A 16,181-nucleotide genomic window follows, 5' to 3' on the forward strand; every position below is an offset into this window, starting at 1 on the left:
GAGTTTTTAGAAATTAAGGTAAAAAAGATATGAAACAGACCAAGATTGTTGCATCCATCAGCGACCGCCACTGCGATCAGGACTTTATCCGTAAGTTGTTTTTTGCGGGCATGAATGTGGTTCGTATGAACACCGCTCATGCCTCAGAAGAAGGAATCCGCACCATTGTCAATAATGTAAGAGCTGTATCTCCCCATATCGGAATTCTGATAGACACCAAGGGCCCTGAAGTTCGTACCACAGGAGTCAAGGAGCCTATACATTATAATATAGGTGATGTGGTGAAGATTTTCGGCCGTCCAGAGATGGAGTCTTCTCATGATATTGTCAATCTCAGCTATCCCAATATTACCGATGACGTGAAGGTAGGCGACGACCTGCTCTTCGACGATGGCGAGTTGGATATGAAGGTGATCGAGAATACCGGTCCCATGCTGGTGGCTCAGGTGCAGAACGAAGGAACTCTGGGTGCTCACAAGAGTGTCAATGTTCCTGGCGAGCACATCGATCTTCCTGCGCTTACCGAGAAGGACCGCAGGAATATTCTCTTGGCCATCGAACTTGACATCGACTTCATCGCCCATTCATTTGTGCGTAGTGCTGCCGATGTGAAGGCCGTTCAGGACATTCTGGACGAGCATCATAGCGACATCAAGATCATCTCGAAGATAGAGAATCAGGAAGGTGTCGATAACATCGACGAGATTATCGAGGCTTCTTATGGTATCATGATTGCCCGTGGTGATTTGGGTATTGAGGTGCCTATTGAGAAAATTCCTGGTATTCAGCGTCGCATCATCGACAAGTGCATCAAGGCCAAGAAGCCTGTTATCGTGGCGACACAGATGCTTCATACGATGATTCACAACCCTCGTCCTACTCGTGCCGAGGTGACAGATATTGCCAATGCCATCTTCTATCGTACCGATGCCTTGATGCTTAGTGGCGAGACAGCCAGCGGAAAATATCCACTCGAGGCTGTACAGACCATGGCACGTATTGCAGAACAGGCTGAGAAGGACAAATCGCCCGTTAACGATATTGACCCAATGGAGGAGGGCGATATTGACCAGAAACTCTTCCTGGCCCATGCAGCCATCGAGGCCACCCAGAAGTTGGGTGTTAAGGGAATCATTACCGATGGCGAGACGGGTCAGACAGCCCGCGATCTGGCAGCATTCCGTGGACCCAACCCAGTGCTGGCCATCTGCTATAAGGAGAAACTTCAGCGCTGGCTCAACCTGAGTTATGGTGTTATCCCAATCGTGCAGAAGGAACAGATTTCAACCAAGGCCATGTTTACAGCCGCTGTACGTATGCTTCGCCAGAAGGGTTACTTGGAGGCTGAGGATAAAATCGCTTACCTGAGCGGTAGCTTCGGTGAAGGTGGCGGAACAACCTTTGTTGAGATTAATAAGGTGAGAAAGATCTTCGACAACAGTTACAGTTTCAACCTTCCTTCCAACGGAATAGAGGATAAATAGCTCAACTTTCGTCTTTGATGAGGAAATTTTAAGCCATCAAAGCTTTCGCATCTTTCCTCAGTGGAGCTTGGATAAGTAAAAATGTCGTGCAAAAATGCGTCGTTTTTTACAATTTGTTGACTAAACATTTGTACATTTAAGAAAAATGACGTACTTTTGCACGCAAAACTATAAACAAATTGCCGATAATGAAAAAACTGTTATTAGTTGTAGTAGTAGCTTCTACTATGATTTTGGCACTTAGCGGTTGTCAAAGTGCTAAGCAAGTGGCTTATTTTCAGAATATAGATTCTCTCAATTTGAGCGCATCGAGAATGTTGTATGATGCTAAAATTATGCCAAAAGACCAATTGTCGATTATCGTAAAAGCGGTTAACGAGGATTTGGCAGAGCCATTCAATCTATATTCTAAGTCTATGATGTCTTCTTCACAAAACCAGAATCTTCAATATTACTTGGTTGACAATGAAGGCTTCATAGATTTTCCTGTTGTCGGCAAGATTCATGTAGTGGGCTTGACTGGAAGAGAATGCGAGAATTTGGTGAAATCTAAAATCCAGCCATATTTCAAGGATGGTGAAGTTCCGACGGTAACTGTACGTATGGCGAGTTTCCGCGTCGTTGTAACAGGCGAAGTGGGAAGCCCGGGTGTCGTTACAGTACCAAACGAGAAGATGAGTATTATAGAGGCGTTGGCACAAAGCGGCGACTTAGGCTTGCAGGGTAAACGCAAGAATATTCTGCTTATCCGCGAGGATGCTACTGGCAAAAAGGAAGCGCACCGATTGGATATGACAGATGCCAACATCATCAATTCTCCTTATTTCTATTTGCAGCAGAACGACATCGTATATGTAGAACCTAATGGAGCCAAGAAAGGTACCGCAGGCCTGAGCAACTCTGTTACATTCTGGATAGGATTGGTTTCCTCAATTTTATCTTTGGCTACACTTACTGTCAGTTTGTGTAAGTAAGGACAAACTTAATTATGAATTTCAATTATATTAAAATATGTGTGGTATCGTAGGATATTTGGGTAAGGGACAGGCTTATCCAGCCCTTATCAAGGGACTCAAACGATTGGAATATCGTGGTTACGACTCGGCTGGTGTAGCTCTTATCAGCGAGGACGGATCACTTAATGTATATAAGGCAAAGGGAAAAGTTGCCGACCTGGAAGCTTACTGTGCCGACAAGGACGTGAGTGGTTCGGTAGGCATTGCCCATACCCGTTGGGCTACCCACGGTGAGCCATCATCAGTTAATGCTCACCCTCACTATTCTTCCTCAAAGAATCTTGCCATCATCCACAACGGCATTATTGAGAATTATGCCGCCATCAAGAAAAACCTGATAGCAAAGGGAGTTGAGTTTAAGAGCGATACCGATACTGAGGTGTTGGTACAGCTTATAGAATATATACAGATTACAAAGAAGCTCGACCTGCTGACAGCAGTACAGGTGGCTCTTCGCCAGGTTATCGGTGCTTATGCCATAGCCTTGCTCGACAAGAATGAACCCAACCAGATTATTGCCGCACGCAAGCAAAGTCCCCTCGTTGTAGGTATTGGCAAGGAAGGTGAGTTCTATCTCGGTTCAGACGCCACACCTATTATAGAATATACCGACAAGGTGGTTTATTTGGAAGATGGCAACATCGCCATCATGCGTCTGGGCGAGGAACTTCAGGTTACCAATATTCAGAACGTGAAGCTGAATCCAGAGATTCAGACTGTCGACATGGACTTGGGGCAGATAGAGAAGGGTGGATTCCCACACTTCATGCTGAAGGAAATCTTCGAGCAGCCAGAGTGTCTGCGCAACTGTATGCGTGGCCGTGTGGTAAACCGTACGGTAGAAACCCGCGTGATGACCGATGGCGACGAAGCCACAACCAAGAAAGAGACAGAGATGGGCGTAGTGCTCAGCTCTATTACCGACCATCGTCAGCAGCTGCTCAATGCCAAGCGCTTTATCATCGTAGCTTGTGGAACCTCATGGCATGCAGGTTTGATAGGCAAGCAGATGATAGAGAACTATTGTCGTGTGCCAGTAGAGGTAGAGTATGCTTCCGAATTCCGTTACCGCAACCCTGTGGTGACCAGTGACGATGTGGTGATAGCTATTTCTCAGAGTGGCGAGACTGCCGATACCTTGGCTGCCATCAAGTTGGCCAAGGAGAAGGGAGCTTTCATCTATGGCATCTGTAACTCTATCGGCTCCAGCATTGCCCGCGAGACAGATACAGGAACTTACATTCACGTAGGTCCTGAAATCGGTGTGGCTTCAACCAAGGCCTTCACCGGTCAGGTGACTGTACTTACCCTTCTTGCATTGGCCATTGGCAATGAGAAGGGAACCATCAGCGCCGACGAGTACCAGAACATTACAGAACAACTTTGGAACATCCCAGAGAAGATGAAGGAGGTGCTGAAGTTGAACAACAAGATAGCCGACCTCAGCCGCACATTCACCTATGCGCGCAACTTTATCTATCTGGGTCGTGGCTTCCAGTATCCTGTGGCTTTGGAAGGAGCCTTGAAGTTGAAGGAAATCAGCTATATCCATGCAGAAGGTTATCCTGCTGCAGAAATGAAGCATGGTCCTATCGCTCTTATCGACAGCGATATGCCAGTAGTAGTTATTGCTACACACAACTTCATGTACGAGAAGGTACTCTCCAACATTCAGGAGGTAAAGGCTCGTAATGGACGTGTCATTGCTATTGTCAGCAAGGGCGACGAAACCATTTCCAAGATTGCCGATGAAGTCATCGAACTGCCTGAGACTTTGGAGTGCTTAGAGCCATTATTGGCTACTATCCCTCTTCAGCTCTTGGCGTATCATGTTGCCGTTTGCAAGGGTAAGGATGTTGATCAGCCAAGAAACTTAGCTAAGTCAGTTACAGTCGAATGATATAATTAAGGGAATCGTCATTTATTGACGTTTCCCTTTTTTTATAGAGGGAGGACGTTGCAAATGAATAATGACTAATGAAGGAGGAATGAACAACGAATGAAGGAGGACTAACGAATGAGGGGAGGAAGAACGATGAGTGAAGATAGAAGGAGGAAGACTATCAACGAAATAAATTTAACTATAAGATATCAAGGATAATAAGCGAGATGGAACCATTAAAACATGAATGTGGCGTGGCAATGATCAGATTGCTCAAGCCTTTATCGTATTACCAGCAGAAGTACGGCACATGGATGTACGCACTCAACAAGCTCTATCTGATGATGGAGAAGCAGCACAACCGTGGCCAGGAAGGAGCTGGTATGGCCTGTGTCAAATTGGGTGGAAAGCCCGGACATGAATACATGTTCCGTGAAAGGGCAGAGGGCAAGAATGCCGTTACAGAGATTTTCGGCAAGGCTAATGCCAACTTCAAGGATCTGACACCCGAACAGCTTGCCGATGCACAGTATGCCAAGGAAGAGCTCCCCTTTGCTGGCGAGCTCTATATGGGCCACTTGCGCTATAGCACCACGGGAAAGAGCGGCATACAGTATGTGCACCCTTTCCTGCGCCGCAACAACTGGAAGGCTAAGAACCTCTGTCTTTGTGGCAACTTCAACATGACCAATGTGGATGAGATATTCCAGGAGCTTACACGTCAGGGCCAGAGCCCACGCATCTACAGCGATACCTACATCATGCTCGAACTCATGGGCCATCGTCTGGATCGTGAGGTGGAGCGCAACTTCATTGCTGCCAAGGCGATGGAGATGCAGAATACCGACATCACCAACTATATAGAAGACCACGTGAAGATGAGCAACGTGCTCAAGACAACGATGAAAGACTTCGACGGTGGCTATGTAGTCTGTGGTATTACCGGTTCGGGCGAGATGTTCTCTATGCGCGATCCCTGGGGCATCCGTCCTGCTTTTTACTATAAGAACGACGAGATTGTAGTTGTGGCAAGCGAGCGCCCTGTGTTGCAGACCACCTTCGACCTGGAGGCAGAGGAAGTGCAGGAACTCATGCCAGGTATGGCGCTTCTTGTCAAGAAGAACGGCGAATGCACCATCGAGCGCATCATGGATCAGAAGGGAGATTCAGCCTGCTCGTTCGAGCGCATCTACTTCAGTCGCGGTTCCGACAAGGATATTTATCAGGAGCGCAAGCAGTTGGGCGAGCAGTTGACCCAGCCTATTCTGAAGGCCGTCGATTATGATGTGGACCACACCGTGTTCAGCTACATCCCGAATACTGCCGAAGTGGCTTACTATGGCATGTTGAGCGGTTTCAAGAAATATCTCAACGAAACCAAGATAGAGCAGATAGCCAATCTCGACCATGTTCCTTCGAAAGAAGAACTCTACGAAATCCTTGGCGACTTTGTTCGCTCTGAGAAGATAGCCTGGAAAGATATCAAACTTCGTACCTTCATAACAGAGGGCAACAGCCGTAACGACCTGGCGAGCCACGTGTACGATGTAACCTACGGAAGCATCGAACCTAAGGTGGACAACCTGGTCATCATCGACGACAGCATCGTTCGAGGAACTACCTTGAAGGAGAGTATTCTCCGCATCCTCGACCGTCTGCATCCTAAGAAGATTGTCGTTGTGTCGAGTGCTCCACAGATACGCTATCCCGACTATTACGGCATCGATATGGCCCGACTGGAAGAGTTCTGTGTGTTCCGTGCTGCCATCCAGTTGCTGAAAGAACGCAAGATGAGCGACATCATCGAACAGACCTACGAGGCTTGTAAGGCCGAGTTGCTGAAGCCAAAGGAAGAGCAGATCAATCCTGTGCGTGCCATCTACAAGCCATTCACCACCGAGGAGTTGAACGAGAAGATAGTAGAGATGCTAAGACCAGAGGGCATGACGACTCCTATCCAACTTGTGTTCCAGAGCATTGAGGGACTGCACGAGGCCATACCCAACCACAAGGGCGACTGGTACTTTACAGGCCATTATCCCACTCCCGGCGGCACCAAGCTTTGCAACCAGTCTTTCGTGAACTACATTGAGAATGTTTATCATAAATAAGTGAAGAACAAAGAGAGGAGAATTCATTTGTTCTTATGAGTATGAAATAAAGAAAAAGAATATCAGATATGAAAAATGTAACCTTAGTTTTGAGCGATGGAACCCAATTCCATGGCAAATCTTTCGGATATGATGCCCCCGTAGCAGGCGAGGTTGTGTTCAACACAGCCATGATGGGCTATCCCGAGAGCTTGACCGACCCTTCTTATGCCGGTCAGTTGATGACACTTACTTACCCACTTGTAGGCAACTATGGTGTGCCACCATTCACTTTCGAGAAAAACGGTTTGCCAACCTTCATGGAGAGTGACAAGATTTATGCTTCTGCCATCATTGTGAGCGATTACAGCGAGCAGTACAGCCACTGGAATGCAGTGGAAAGCCTTGCCGACTGGTTGAAGCGCGAGAAGGTGCCCGGCATTACGGGTATCGACACACGTCAGTTGACTAAGGTGCTTCGTGAGCATGGTGTGATGATGGGTAAGATCATTTTCGACGATGAGCCCGACAACATCCCTGAGGCTAACTATGAGGGTGTAAACTTTGTAGACCAGGTGAGCTGCAAGGAGATTATCCGCTACAACGAGGGAGCCGGCAAGAAGGTGGTACTCGTCGACTGTGGCGTGAAGGCCAACATCATCCGTTGTCTCATCAACAGAGGTGTAGAGGTGATTCGCGTGCCATGGAACTACGATTATACCGATATGGACTTTGATGGTTTGTTCTTGGCCAACGGACCTGGCGACCCTGATATGTGCGAGGATGCTGTCAATATCATCCGCAAGCAGATCAGCCAGAGCCGCAAGCCTATCTGTGGTATCTGTATGGGTAATCAGTTGCTTTCCAAGGCAGCCGGTGCTACTATCTACAAGTTGAAGTATGGTCACCGCTCACACAACCAGCCAGTACGCATGGTAGGAACCAACAACTGCTACATCACCTCTCAGAACCACGGTTATGCCGTTGATGCCAAGACATTGGGCAACGATTGGGAGGAACTCTTTGTAAATATGAATGATGGCTCTAACGAGGGTATCCGCCACAAGGTGAACCCTTGGTTCTCAAGCCAGTTCCACCCAGAGGCTTGCTCAGGCCCTGTGGATACAGAGTTCATGTTTGATAAGTTTGTAGAAACACTTAAATAATTAGGAAAAAAATGAAAGACGAAAATATAAAGAAAGTGCTCCTCTTGGGTTCAGGAGCCTTGAAGATAGGTGAGGCAGGCGAGTTCGACTACTCTGGTTCGCAGGCATTGAAGGCATTGCGCGAGGAAGGTATCGAGACTGTGCTCATCAACCCGAATATTGCAACCGTACAGACTTCGGAAGGCGTTGCCGACCAGATTTACTTCCTGCCTGTGCAGCCCTACTTCGTAGAGCGTGTCATCCAGAAGGAGAAGCCAGACGGAATCCTCCTTAGTTTCGGTGGTCAGACTGCCCTCAACTGTGGTGTCGAACTTTATCGTCAGGGTATCTTGGAGAAATATAACGTCAAGGTGCTGGGTACTCCTGTACAGGCCATCATGGATACCGAGGACCGCGAGCTCTTCGTCGAGAAGCTTGATGAAATCAACGTGAAGACCATCAAGAGCGAGGCTTGCGAGAACATCGAGCAGACCCGCAAGGCTGCTGCCGAGTTGGGTTATCCAGTCATCATCCGTGCTGCCTATGCCTTGGGTGGACTTGGTTCTGGCTTTGCCGACAACGAGGAGGAACTGAACAAACTCGCCGAGAAAGCTTTCTCTTTCTCTCCACAGGTATTGGTAGAGAAGAGTTTAAAGGGATGGAAGGAGATAGAGTACGAGGTGGTTCGCGACCGCTACGACAACTGTATTACCGTCTGCAACATGGAGAACTTCGACCCACTGGGAATCCATACCGGCGAGAGTATCGTCATTGCTCCTTCTCAGACCTTGAGCAATTCGGAGTATCATAAGCTTCGTGCCCTTGCCATCAAGATTATCCGTCACATCGGAATCGTGGGCGAGTGTAACGTGCAGTATGCCTTCGACCCTAAGAGCGAGGACTATCGCGTCATTGAGGTGAATGCCCGCCTGAGCCGTTCTTCTGCCTTGGCTTCCAAGGCTACGGGTTATCCTTTGGCTTTCGTGGCAGCCAAGCTCGGTATGGGTTACGGTCTGTTCGAGTTGAAGAACTCTGTAACCAAGACTACTTCTGCCTTCTTTGAGCCAGCGTTGGACTACGTGGTATGTAAGATTCCTCGTTGGGATTTGTCCAAGTTCCGTGGCGTAGACAAGGAGCTGGGTTCATCGATGAAGTCTGTAGGCGAAGTAATGGCCATCGGCCGCAACTTCGAGGAGGCCATTCAGAAGGGTCTTCGTATGATAGGTCAGGGCATGCACGGCTTCGTAGAGAACAAGGAGCTTGAGATTGATGATATCGATGCAGCCCTGAAGGAGCCAACAGATAAGCGTGTGTTCGTGATTTCCAAGGCCATGCACAAGGGATATACTGTTGACCAGATTCATGAACTCACCAAGATTGACAAGTGGTTCCTCGAGAAACTGAAGCACATCATCGATATCGACGAGGCGATGAAGAAGTGCAACATCAATACTCTGGACAAGGAACTCCTGCGTACTGCCAAGGTATATGGATTTACCGATTTCCAGATTGCGCGTGCCGTGGGTCTTGAACAGGAGTTGGGCAACATGGCTAAGGCCGGTCTTACCGTCCGCAGCCTTCGTAAGAACTATGGCATCCTTCCTGTAGTGAAGCAGATAGACACCCTGGCTGCAGAGTATCCAGCTCAGACCAACTACCTTTATGTCACCTACGCAGGTGTGAAGAGCGACATCACCTTCGAGAACGACCATCGTTCCATCATCGTGCTCGGTTCAGGTGCTTACCGCATCGGTTCTTCCGTAGAGTTCGACTGGTGTGGTGTCCAGGCATTGAATACCATCCGCAAGGAGGGCTGGCGCTCAGTGATGATCAACTACAACCCTGAGACCGTATCTACCGACTACGATATGTGCGACCGTCTTTACTTCGACGAGCTCACCTTCGAGCGTGTCATGGATATCATCGAGATGGAGCAGCCTCATGGTGTTATCGTATCAACGGGTGGCCAGATACCAAACAACCTCGCAATGCGTCTTGACGCTCAGAATGTGCCTATCCTGGGTACTGCTGCCAAGGACATTGATAACGCTGAGGACCGTGCCAAGTTCTCTCAGATGCTGACCAACAACGGCATCAACCAGCCTGAGTGGAGCGCCTTGACCTCTATGGAGGATATCGACAAGTTTATCGAGCGTGTTGGTTTCCCTGTACTGGTACGTCCAAGCTACGTGCTCTCTGGTGCAGCGATGAATGTTTGCTCCAACGAGGACGAGCTGAAGCGATTCCTTCAGTTGGCTGCCAACGTAAGCGAGGATCATCCTGTGGTAGTCAGCAAGTTTATTGAGCATGCCAAGGAGATTGAGATGGATGCCGTGGCTAAGAATGGCGAGGTGATAGCTTATGCCATTTCCGAGCACATCGAGTTCGCCGGTGTTCACTCAGGCGATGCTACCATCCAGTTCCCTCCTCAGAAGTTGTATGTGGAGACTGTTCGCCGTGTGAAGCGAGTAGGCCGTCAGATTGCCAAGGAACTTCATATCAACGGACCTTTCAACATTCAGTTTATGGCTCGCGACAATGATATTCTCGTTATCGAGTGTAACCTTCGTGCCAGCCGTTCGTTCCCATTCGTAAGCAAGGTGTTGAAGATCAACCTCATCGAGTTGGCTACCCGCGTGATGCTCGGTTTGCCAGTAGAGAAGCCTCACAAGAACCTCTTCGACCTCGACTATGTGGGTATCAAGGCCAGCCAGTTCAGCTTCAACCGCCTTCAGAAGGCCGACCCAGTATTGGGTGTGGACATGAGCAGTACGGGTGAGGTAGGTTGCTTGGGCGACGATACATCTACAGCCCTTCTGAAGAGTATGCTCTCAGTGGGTCATCGCATTCCTGCCAAGAACATCCTTCTGTCTACCGGTTCAGCCAAGCAGAAAGTTGATATGCTCGATGCAGCCCACATGCTCATCGACCACGGCTATAAGCTCTATGCTACGGGTGGTACCAGCAAGTTCCTCACCGAGAATGGCATTGAGAACACCCGTGTACTCTGGCCATCAGAGGAGGCTGAGGGCGGTGCACCAAAGGCTTTGGAGATGCTCCACAACCACGAGATCGATATGGTGGTGAATATTCCGAAGAACTTGACCAGCAGCGAACTTTCCAATGGTTACAAGATTCGCCGTGCCGCCATCGACCTGAACGTGCCATTGATTACCAACAGCCGTCTGGCGAGTGCATTCATCTATGCATTCTGCACCACCAAGCTCGAGGATATCGACATCAAGGCTTGGGGCGAGTATAAATAGTTGATAGTTAGTAGTTAAGAATTGACAGTTAAGTCATTCTTGATGATTCCCAATAGAAAAATCCCTGCTGTAGGAAAGGCTTCCTATGGCAGGGATTTTTGTTATTTGTATGACTATTTTTTCACATATCCTCAGCTACCATCATAGCAACATTTTGCGTATTTGGAAGTTTGTACGGACGATTGCTCTGTGTTGTGGTAATGATATCATCACCAAGAACCGTCGCCATCTTTGCGATTGTAGCTAAAGTGAGATTATGTGTTCCACTCAGCCAACGGCTCACTTCTGTTTCTGTCTTGCCAAGAGCCTTTGCGAAATCACGCTGTTTCATATTTCGTTCCTGTAATAGTTCAAAGACTCTGTTGGCAATAGCAACGCATAAGTCGACTTGTTTGTTTGTATCCGCAGTAGTTGACTTGCGGATTTCATCCATTAGTTTATTTGTTTTCATACTAAATCCTCCTTATTATTATTGTCTATGTCTATTGTCAATTCAAGTGGTCCATGTAAATTTGTACCATTGATTGTTATGATTCTTTTATTTTCAAGTTTCTTTATAATGATGTCTATCTTTTGTAAGTTTCGTACGGCTCTATGCAGATTTACATCTTCTTGATATGTTTGAGTTTGCTTTATACCACCATTTCCTAAGATTAAAATCTTATGGCTAATATTAAGGCAATACAATCTTAAATTAGATGTATCAAGATGAGAGGGTAGTGCCATCACCCTGTCACGTTTGCTTCCTTCATATCTGAAGAATCTATCTTCTGCACCATTTTCCTTGATAATATCAATCCTTCTAATGAGGATTTGTACATCTTGGGCATATTGGTCCTTATAGGTGAGAAGGAATTTCTCAAATTCGGTATATTCTTCACCCTCGAATCTTGGAGAATAAAGGCTGACTTTTTCTCCAGTTTCTAATAGCTCTATTAATAAGTTCTTTTCCATATAACTTATATTTTTACTGCAAAGATAAACATAAATGTTGATTTTTGCAAGAATATTATGTAAAACTTTACTTTTATGTTTATCTTTTTATGATAGCGTGCATAATCCCACTGAAGTTTTTCGGTTTGTTAGTTTATAAACTTAGAAGTTTATAATATTGATGCTTAGCTATTTGCCATTTGATAAAACTGCAAAGAAATTATGTCGAATTGTGAGTGCATTCATCTATGCATTCTGCACCATCAAGTTCGAGGATATCGACATCAAGGCTTGGGGCGAGTATAAGTAATGATTTGTGTGTAGTGTTTAATTAGGCACTACACCTTATATCATATAACAAATCCCTGCTGTAGGAAAGGCTTCCTATGGCAGGGATTTTTGTTGTAAATAAAAAAGCAGTGAAAACTTTGGTTGTTTAAAAATATTACCGTAAATTTGCAGCAAAAACTATAATAATGAAGAGTTATGGAAGAAAAATTATCGACTATATATTTAAGAGATGGGCGGAACGCGCTGCAATATGTTATGAGCCTGAGCGAAAAGTACAGGCAGATAGCGACCGAAGCGATATTCGAGTGTTTGAGACTGGGCTATCCACTCAACAATATGGAGATAACAGGAAAAGCACGAGAACTGCAGAGGATGAGGAATGCCTACGTTTGATAAAAATCGCCAAAGAACAAGGCTTGTATATAGATAAGTTGGACTGGGGTAAATTTGGTGACAGACGAATGATTCCAACGGGAGAAAGCATTGTCTTTTTGAGTGAAGACGGAACAACTTTCACCAAAATGAAGTCTCCTTTTGCCAAGGCTCCGATGAAGCACATTTTGCCAGAGGATATCATTTATGAACATTTGATTCATAACATGTTATTCCCATCAACGAGGTATCGTTTTGTTGGCTTTTCAGAGGATATAAAGGGAATCCGGATTGTTCTTCAGCAACGAAATATATCCGATATGTTTCAAGTACCATCGCAGAAAACGATTGACGATTATCTCATTAATCAATTGGGCTTGACAAAGGAGGATAGATATTTCTATGGAAATGAATATTTGGCAATAACTGATGTTTCTAATGTCAGTGATAATGTGCTGTGTGATGAAGATGGCAAACTGTATTTCATCGACCCGATTATCCGGTTGAAGAAGTCGGGAAGAGAGGTATGGGAGTATCTTTATAGAACAAGATGTGTGTGATAGTTATAATTGTAATAAGCAAAAGTCCCACCCTGGTTAGCTGTGTAAGTGGGAAGCGTGGTGTAACTGTCACCGCAAAGGTATGTATATTTTTTGAAACTGCAAAACTTTTTGCGAATAAACTTTTGTAAAGTACCCTGTTTTGAACGAAGATTACACATTGTTTGTGAAAATTTGGCTCGTTTAACCATCAACTTCTTCAGAAGGTTTAGTGTTGCTGTCATTTGATTTACTGTTGATTCTCCTGTAGAGCCTTCAGACTGTTACACTTCCAAAGATAAAGATCCTTGTGTCAAGCAGAGTGTAGTAGACCATTTGTCGGTTATTTTCAGTTGCAGTTTGGGCAGTTTTGCTGCAAAAACACTTTTTATCTAAAAAAACTGTTCATAAATAGCTTATTCTCATTTATTCTTTGTAATTTTGCAATGCATTCGCAGTAAATGCGTTTGCAGACATAATAAAGGGCGTCAACAACGCTTTGTACATTGGCAATTCTAAACTTCCACAATCAGAATCACCTGTCGATGGCATAGCAGAGAAGATGTCACGGGTAAGTTGTATTTGCTACTCCCGTAGTGTGCCGAGGATTTTGTATCCTCACGGCACACTTTTGGGGTAATTATAACTTTCAGCGTGAAACTCTATCTGCTCGCCAACAGGTAAGGCTGTGGAAGGCCAAGAATTGCGGACGAGTATGAGGCGAGTTTCACGCTTTTTTGTTAGCTAATAATTAAATTAAAAAGTAAAAACAATGAAGCGTTTATTATTAACTTTTGCTATCATTTTGCAGGGAATGACATTAGCTCAGTCCTATGCCCAGTCGCATGCTGTTAACAATATTGATAGCATAGAGATTTTAAAATTTAAGAATATACCGATAAAAGGTAATATAAAAGATTTTGACTTAAAAATGAGAGATGAAAATTTTATCTTCATAGGGAATCTGTATAGTACATATAATTATATCGGTATGTTTTATGGAAGAAAAGTCGATGCTAAAGTTCAGTATGTTCCTGAAACAAAGCAAGTATCCAAGGTGGTCGTTGTCTTTCCAGAAGTAGGAGAAGAGGCTAATGATTTGTATGAACATTTGATAAAACAACTTGATAAAAAGTATAGAACAAGGCAAGAAAACTTTGGTGATGATGAATTATTGATATGGTCTTACGGACGAGAATATGAAATTATATTGTCAAAGGATCATTCAAGTAAAAAGGTTTTTTTGAACTATACTAATAAGGCAAAGTCTGAAGAAAGATATTATTATCAAAACAAACATGCAGAATGGATGACAGAACATCAAAATGATTTATAAGAATATGAAAAAGAATATATTTATATTTGTCTTGCTGATTATGATTGGTATAAAATCATATAGTCAGGGCGTGTGGGATAAAGTGGAAGTTGTTACAGACAAGTTTCATAACATAAAGCAAAGTGTCTTAGTTCATTGTACGGCAGGAGAAATTGATGCTGTTTGGTACGAAGATGAACAAATGCTAAAATATATTGGAAAATTTCCGCCAAATGATGCGTATAAGTTTACAAAAACAAATACTGATGTGGGTTTTTACACTCCAAGAAAAAGAGATGTTCAAGCAGATATAAATCGTTCTGGTAAGATAGAAGGTAAAGTACAAGTCGAAATGACATTCCCTACTGTTACAGAACCAACATTTGAATATTTCTTCTTTTTGTGGGTGCCAATGACTACCGAACAGATGAAAAAAGGCGAGTTTATATCTTGTCGTTATTTTAATATGGGGGAAAGTCTAAAATATGATGAACCAAGATTTAGTGAGTTTAACATCAGTTTAAAAGGGTTTACTGCGGCTTATAGTAAGAAGGCAAAGTAGCTGTTGATTTATCCATGGATGATACTTATGTAAATAAATGTACAAAGAGTAAGAACTTTTATGAAAAAGAGAAATATTGACGATTTTTTTTATCAACAATGTGCTGAAGCTGATTCTATGCTATCACAATATGGGTTTGTGGAAGAGATAGAGCCTGTTGTGAGAAATTACAGAAAGGAAAAACTCCGTTTCCTTTATTTACAGTTAAAACCTACTATCGGTTTGCTTGTATATAACTATTATCATACAAAGACCAAAGGTGATTTGCAAGGATTCGATATGTTTATGTATCATTCTGGCAATGCCAAAGATGCAATATATCAATTTCATGAACAAAATAAGTTGGGAAGTCAGTCTGAATTTAGACTCTATAGTTTTCAAAGTAAATTAAAGCGTGCCAGATTGATAATAGAACAACTGCTGAAAGAAGAAAATGATAATTTCTTTGCGATTGAGGCTAAGTACAATAAGTTATCTATGGAGTTGTATTATAATGAAACTACAGATTATATAGAAAATTTTGAGTAGGATATTTCTACTTAGTCGAACAAAATAGAAGTAAGTTATAATGAAATACCCTATATGGGCTACCCTTAAAAGAATAAGACATGATACGACTTATAACAATTATTATATTATGCTTGTGTTATACACAGGCATTTTCTGAGGAACATTTAAAGTTTCTTGGATTTCCTATTGATGGCAGCGTTAACGAGTATGCTTCAAAACTAAAGTCCAAGGGCTTTTATGTATCACCAGATAATAAGTATGCAAGTATGGGGCTTCGTGTTATGGAAGGTCCTTTCCTTGGAAATATAGAACAGTTTGGTTTGCATTATGATTCTGATACAAAAAGAATGTGGTCAGTAACATTCGTCCATAGTTTTTTCAAAGAAGATGATGCAAAAGAGTTGTATGATGAATTAGAAACGCTACTTCGAGAGAAACATTATGATGCAACATATAAGTCTCCTTTGTCTGGTTCTTTTCTTTCATCTTGTTCTTTTCAAAGTGAGAAGGGAATTATAACATTGGTTGTTATAGAACAAGATTATGATTATCAAGTAAAAATGTCGTATACAGATAGAATTAATTACATACCAGTATATAAGAAAAATCATCAGAAAAATCTTGATGATATGTAAAAAATATCAAAATTAAATATAGGCTATTTATCAAATGGATTATTTAAGACAAATATTGTTATGGACTTAGAATTAATCTCTCAAATCCAAATGACTTTTACTCTTATTAAAAGGAAAGTTTAAGTAAAAAATAATATATTT

The 16,181-nt window shown here is 43.8% G+C and carries 14 protein-coding genes; 12 read left to right on the plus strand and 2 right to left on the minus strand.

Annotation, left to right across the window (positions count from 1 at the left end; genetic code table 11):
- Nucleotides 1-29: 29 nt before the first annotated feature.
- The 6 genes from pyk (at nt 30) to carB (ending at nt 10,883) form a co-directional block, all read left to right on the plus strand.
- Nucleotides 30-1,484, plus strand: coding sequence for a pyruvate kinase (gene pyk, locus F7D20_RS06830; protein ID WP_158463384.1), 1,455 nt, complete (start codon nt 30-32; stop codon nt 1,482-1,484).
- A gap of 188 nt (nt 1,485-1,672) precedes the next feature.
- Nucleotides 1,673-2,458, plus strand: a complete 786-nt coding sequence (locus F7D20_RS06835; protein WP_158463385.1) for a polysaccharide biosynthesis/export family protein — start codon at nt 1,673-1,675, stop codon at nt 2,456-2,458.
- Nucleotides 2,459-2,495: 37 nt separating this feature from the next.
- Nucleotides 2,496-4,400: a glutamine--fructose-6-phosphate transaminase (isomerizing) gene (gene glmS, locus F7D20_RS06840; RefSeq protein ID WP_158463386.1), complete on the plus strand. Its 1,905-nt coding sequence runs from the start codon at nt 2,496-2,498 to the stop codon at nt 4,398-4,400.
- A 209-nt stretch (nt 4,401-4,609) separates the two neighbouring features.
- Nucleotides 4,610-6,493 (plus strand): amidophosphoribosyltransferase, encoded by a 1,884-nt coding sequence (locus F7D20_RS06845; protein WP_158463387.1) that lies wholly within the window; start codon nt 4,610-4,612, stop codon nt 6,491-6,493.
- A gap of 68 nt (nt 6,494-6,561) precedes the next feature.
- Nucleotides 6,562-7,638, plus strand: a complete 1,077-nt coding sequence (gene carA / locus F7D20_RS06850; protein WP_158463388.1) for a glutamine-hydrolyzing carbamoyl-phosphate synthase small subunit — start codon at nt 6,562-6,564, stop codon at nt 7,636-7,638.
- Between the two features lie 11 nt (nt 7,639-7,649).
- The gene (gene carB, locus F7D20_RS06855; RefSeq protein WP_158463389.1) at nt 7,650-10,883 is read left to right on the plus strand and encodes a carbamoyl-phosphate synthase (glutamine-hydrolyzing) large subunit; all 3,234 of its coding nucleotides are present in this window, start codon (nt 7,650-7,652) and stop codon (nt 10,881-10,883) included.
- Between the two features lie 121 nt (nt 10,884-11,004).
- On the opposite strand, the gene F7D20_RS06860 is transcribed toward carB, so the two are convergent.
- Nucleotides 11,005-11,334: a helix-turn-helix domain-containing protein gene (locus F7D20_RS06860; RefSeq protein ID WP_158463390.1), complete on the minus strand. Its 330-nt coding sequence runs from the start codon at nt 11,332-11,334 to the stop codon at nt 11,005-11,007.
- Nucleotides 11,331-11,837 (minus strand): hypothetical protein, encoded by a 507-nt coding sequence (locus F7D20_RS06865; RefSeq protein ID WP_158463391.1) that lies wholly within the window; start codon nt 11,835-11,837, stop codon nt 11,331-11,333. Before F7D20_RS06865 ends, F7D20_RS06860 begins: the two co-directional genes overlap by 4 nt.
- 160 nt (nt 11,838-11,997) lie before the next feature.
- Here F7D20_RS06865 and F7D20_RS13150 point away from each other — a divergent pair, with 160 nt between their 5' ends.
- The 6 genes from F7D20_RS13150 (at nt 11,998) to F7D20_RS06895 (ending at nt 16,040) form a co-directional block, all read left to right on the plus strand.
- Entirely contained in the window at nt 11,998-12,126 is a 129-nt protein-coding gene (locus F7D20_RS13150; RefSeq protein ID WP_262884593.1) for a hypothetical protein, read from the plus strand.
- Nucleotides 12,127-12,292: 166 nt separating this feature from the next.
- Entirely contained in the window at nt 12,293-13,039 is a 747-nt protein-coding gene (locus F7D20_RS12910) for a hypothetical protein (RefSeq protein WP_194253512.1), read from the plus strand.
- A gap of 751 nt (nt 13,040-13,790) precedes the next feature.
- The gene (locus F7D20_RS06880) at nt 13,791-14,354 is read left to right on the plus strand and encodes a hypothetical protein (protein WP_158463392.1); all 564 of its coding nucleotides are present in this window, start codon (nt 13,791-13,793) and stop codon (nt 14,352-14,354) included.
- A 4-nt stretch (nt 14,355-14,358) separates the two neighbouring features.
- Nucleotides 14,359-14,895: a hypothetical protein gene (locus F7D20_RS06885; protein ID WP_158463393.1), complete on the plus strand. Its 537-nt coding sequence runs from the start codon at nt 14,359-14,361 to the stop codon at nt 14,893-14,895.
- 60 nt (nt 14,896-14,955) lie between these two features.
- Nucleotides 14,956-15,423, plus strand: a complete 468-nt coding sequence (locus F7D20_RS06890; protein ID WP_158463394.1) for a hypothetical protein — start codon at nt 14,956-14,958, stop codon at nt 15,421-15,423.
- Between the two features lie 80 nt (nt 15,424-15,503).
- Nucleotides 15,504-16,040: a hypothetical protein gene (locus tag F7D20_RS06895; RefSeq protein ID WP_158463395.1), complete on the plus strand. Its 537-nt coding sequence runs from the start codon at nt 15,504-15,506 to the stop codon at nt 16,038-16,040.
- Nucleotides 16,041-16,181 lie beyond the last annotated feature (141 nt).

The sequence above is a fragment of the Segatella copri genome (genome assembly GCF_009495355.1).
Taxonomy (GTDB): domain Bacteria; phylum Bacteroidota; class Bacteroidia; order Bacteroidales; family Bacteroidaceae; genus Prevotella.

Coding starts and splice junctions, on each gene's coding strand:
- F7D20_RS06895 (WP_158463395.1), top strand. CDS start 15,504: ATGATACGACTTATAACAATTATTATATTATGCTTGTGTTATACACAG.
- F7D20_RS06835 (WP_158463385.1), top strand. CDS start 1,673: ATGAAAAAACTGTTATTAGTTGTAGTAGTAGCTTCTACTATGATTTTG.
- F7D20_RS06880 (WP_158463392.1), top strand. CDS start 13,791: ATGAAGCGTTTATTATTAACTTTTGCTATCATTTTGCAGGGAATGACA.
- glmS (WP_158463386.1), top strand. CDS start 2,496: ATGTGTGGTATCGTAGGATATTTGGGTAAGGGACAGGCTTATCCAGCC.
- carA (WP_158463388.1), top strand. CDS start 6,562: ATGAAAAATGTAACCTTAGTTTTGAGCGATGGAACCCAATTCCATGGC.
- F7D20_RS06865 (WP_158463391.1), bottom strand. CDS start 11,837: ATGGAAAAGAACTTATTAATAGAGCTATTAGAAACTGGAGAAAAAGTC.
- carB (WP_158463389.1), top strand. CDS start 7,650: ATGAAAGACGAAAATATAAAGAAAGTGCTCCTCTTGGGTTCAGGAGCC.
- F7D20_RS12910 (WP_194253512.1), top strand. CDS start 12,293: ATGAAGAGTTATGGAAGAAAAATTATCGACTATATATTTAAGAGATGG.
- pyk (WP_158463384.1), top strand. CDS start 30: ATGAAACAGACCAAGATTGTTGCATCCATCAGCGACCGCCACTGCGAT.
- F7D20_RS06890 (WP_158463394.1), top strand. CDS start 14,956: ATGAAAAAGAGAAATATTGACGATTTTTTTTATCAACAATGTGCTGAA.
- F7D20_RS06860 (WP_158463390.1), bottom strand. CDS start 11,334: ATGAAAACAAATAAACTAATGGATGAAATCCGCAAGTCAACTACTGCG.
- F7D20_RS06845 (WP_158463387.1), top strand. CDS start 4,610: ATGGAACCATTAAAACATGAATGTGGCGTGGCAATGATCAGATTGCTC.
- F7D20_RS13150 (WP_262884593.1), top strand. CDS start 11,998: ATGCTTAGCTATTTGCCATTTGATAAAACTGCAAAGAAATTATGTCGA.
- F7D20_RS06885 (WP_158463393.1), top strand. CDS start 14,359: ATGAAAAAGAATATATTTATATTTGTCTTGCTGATTATGATTGGTATA.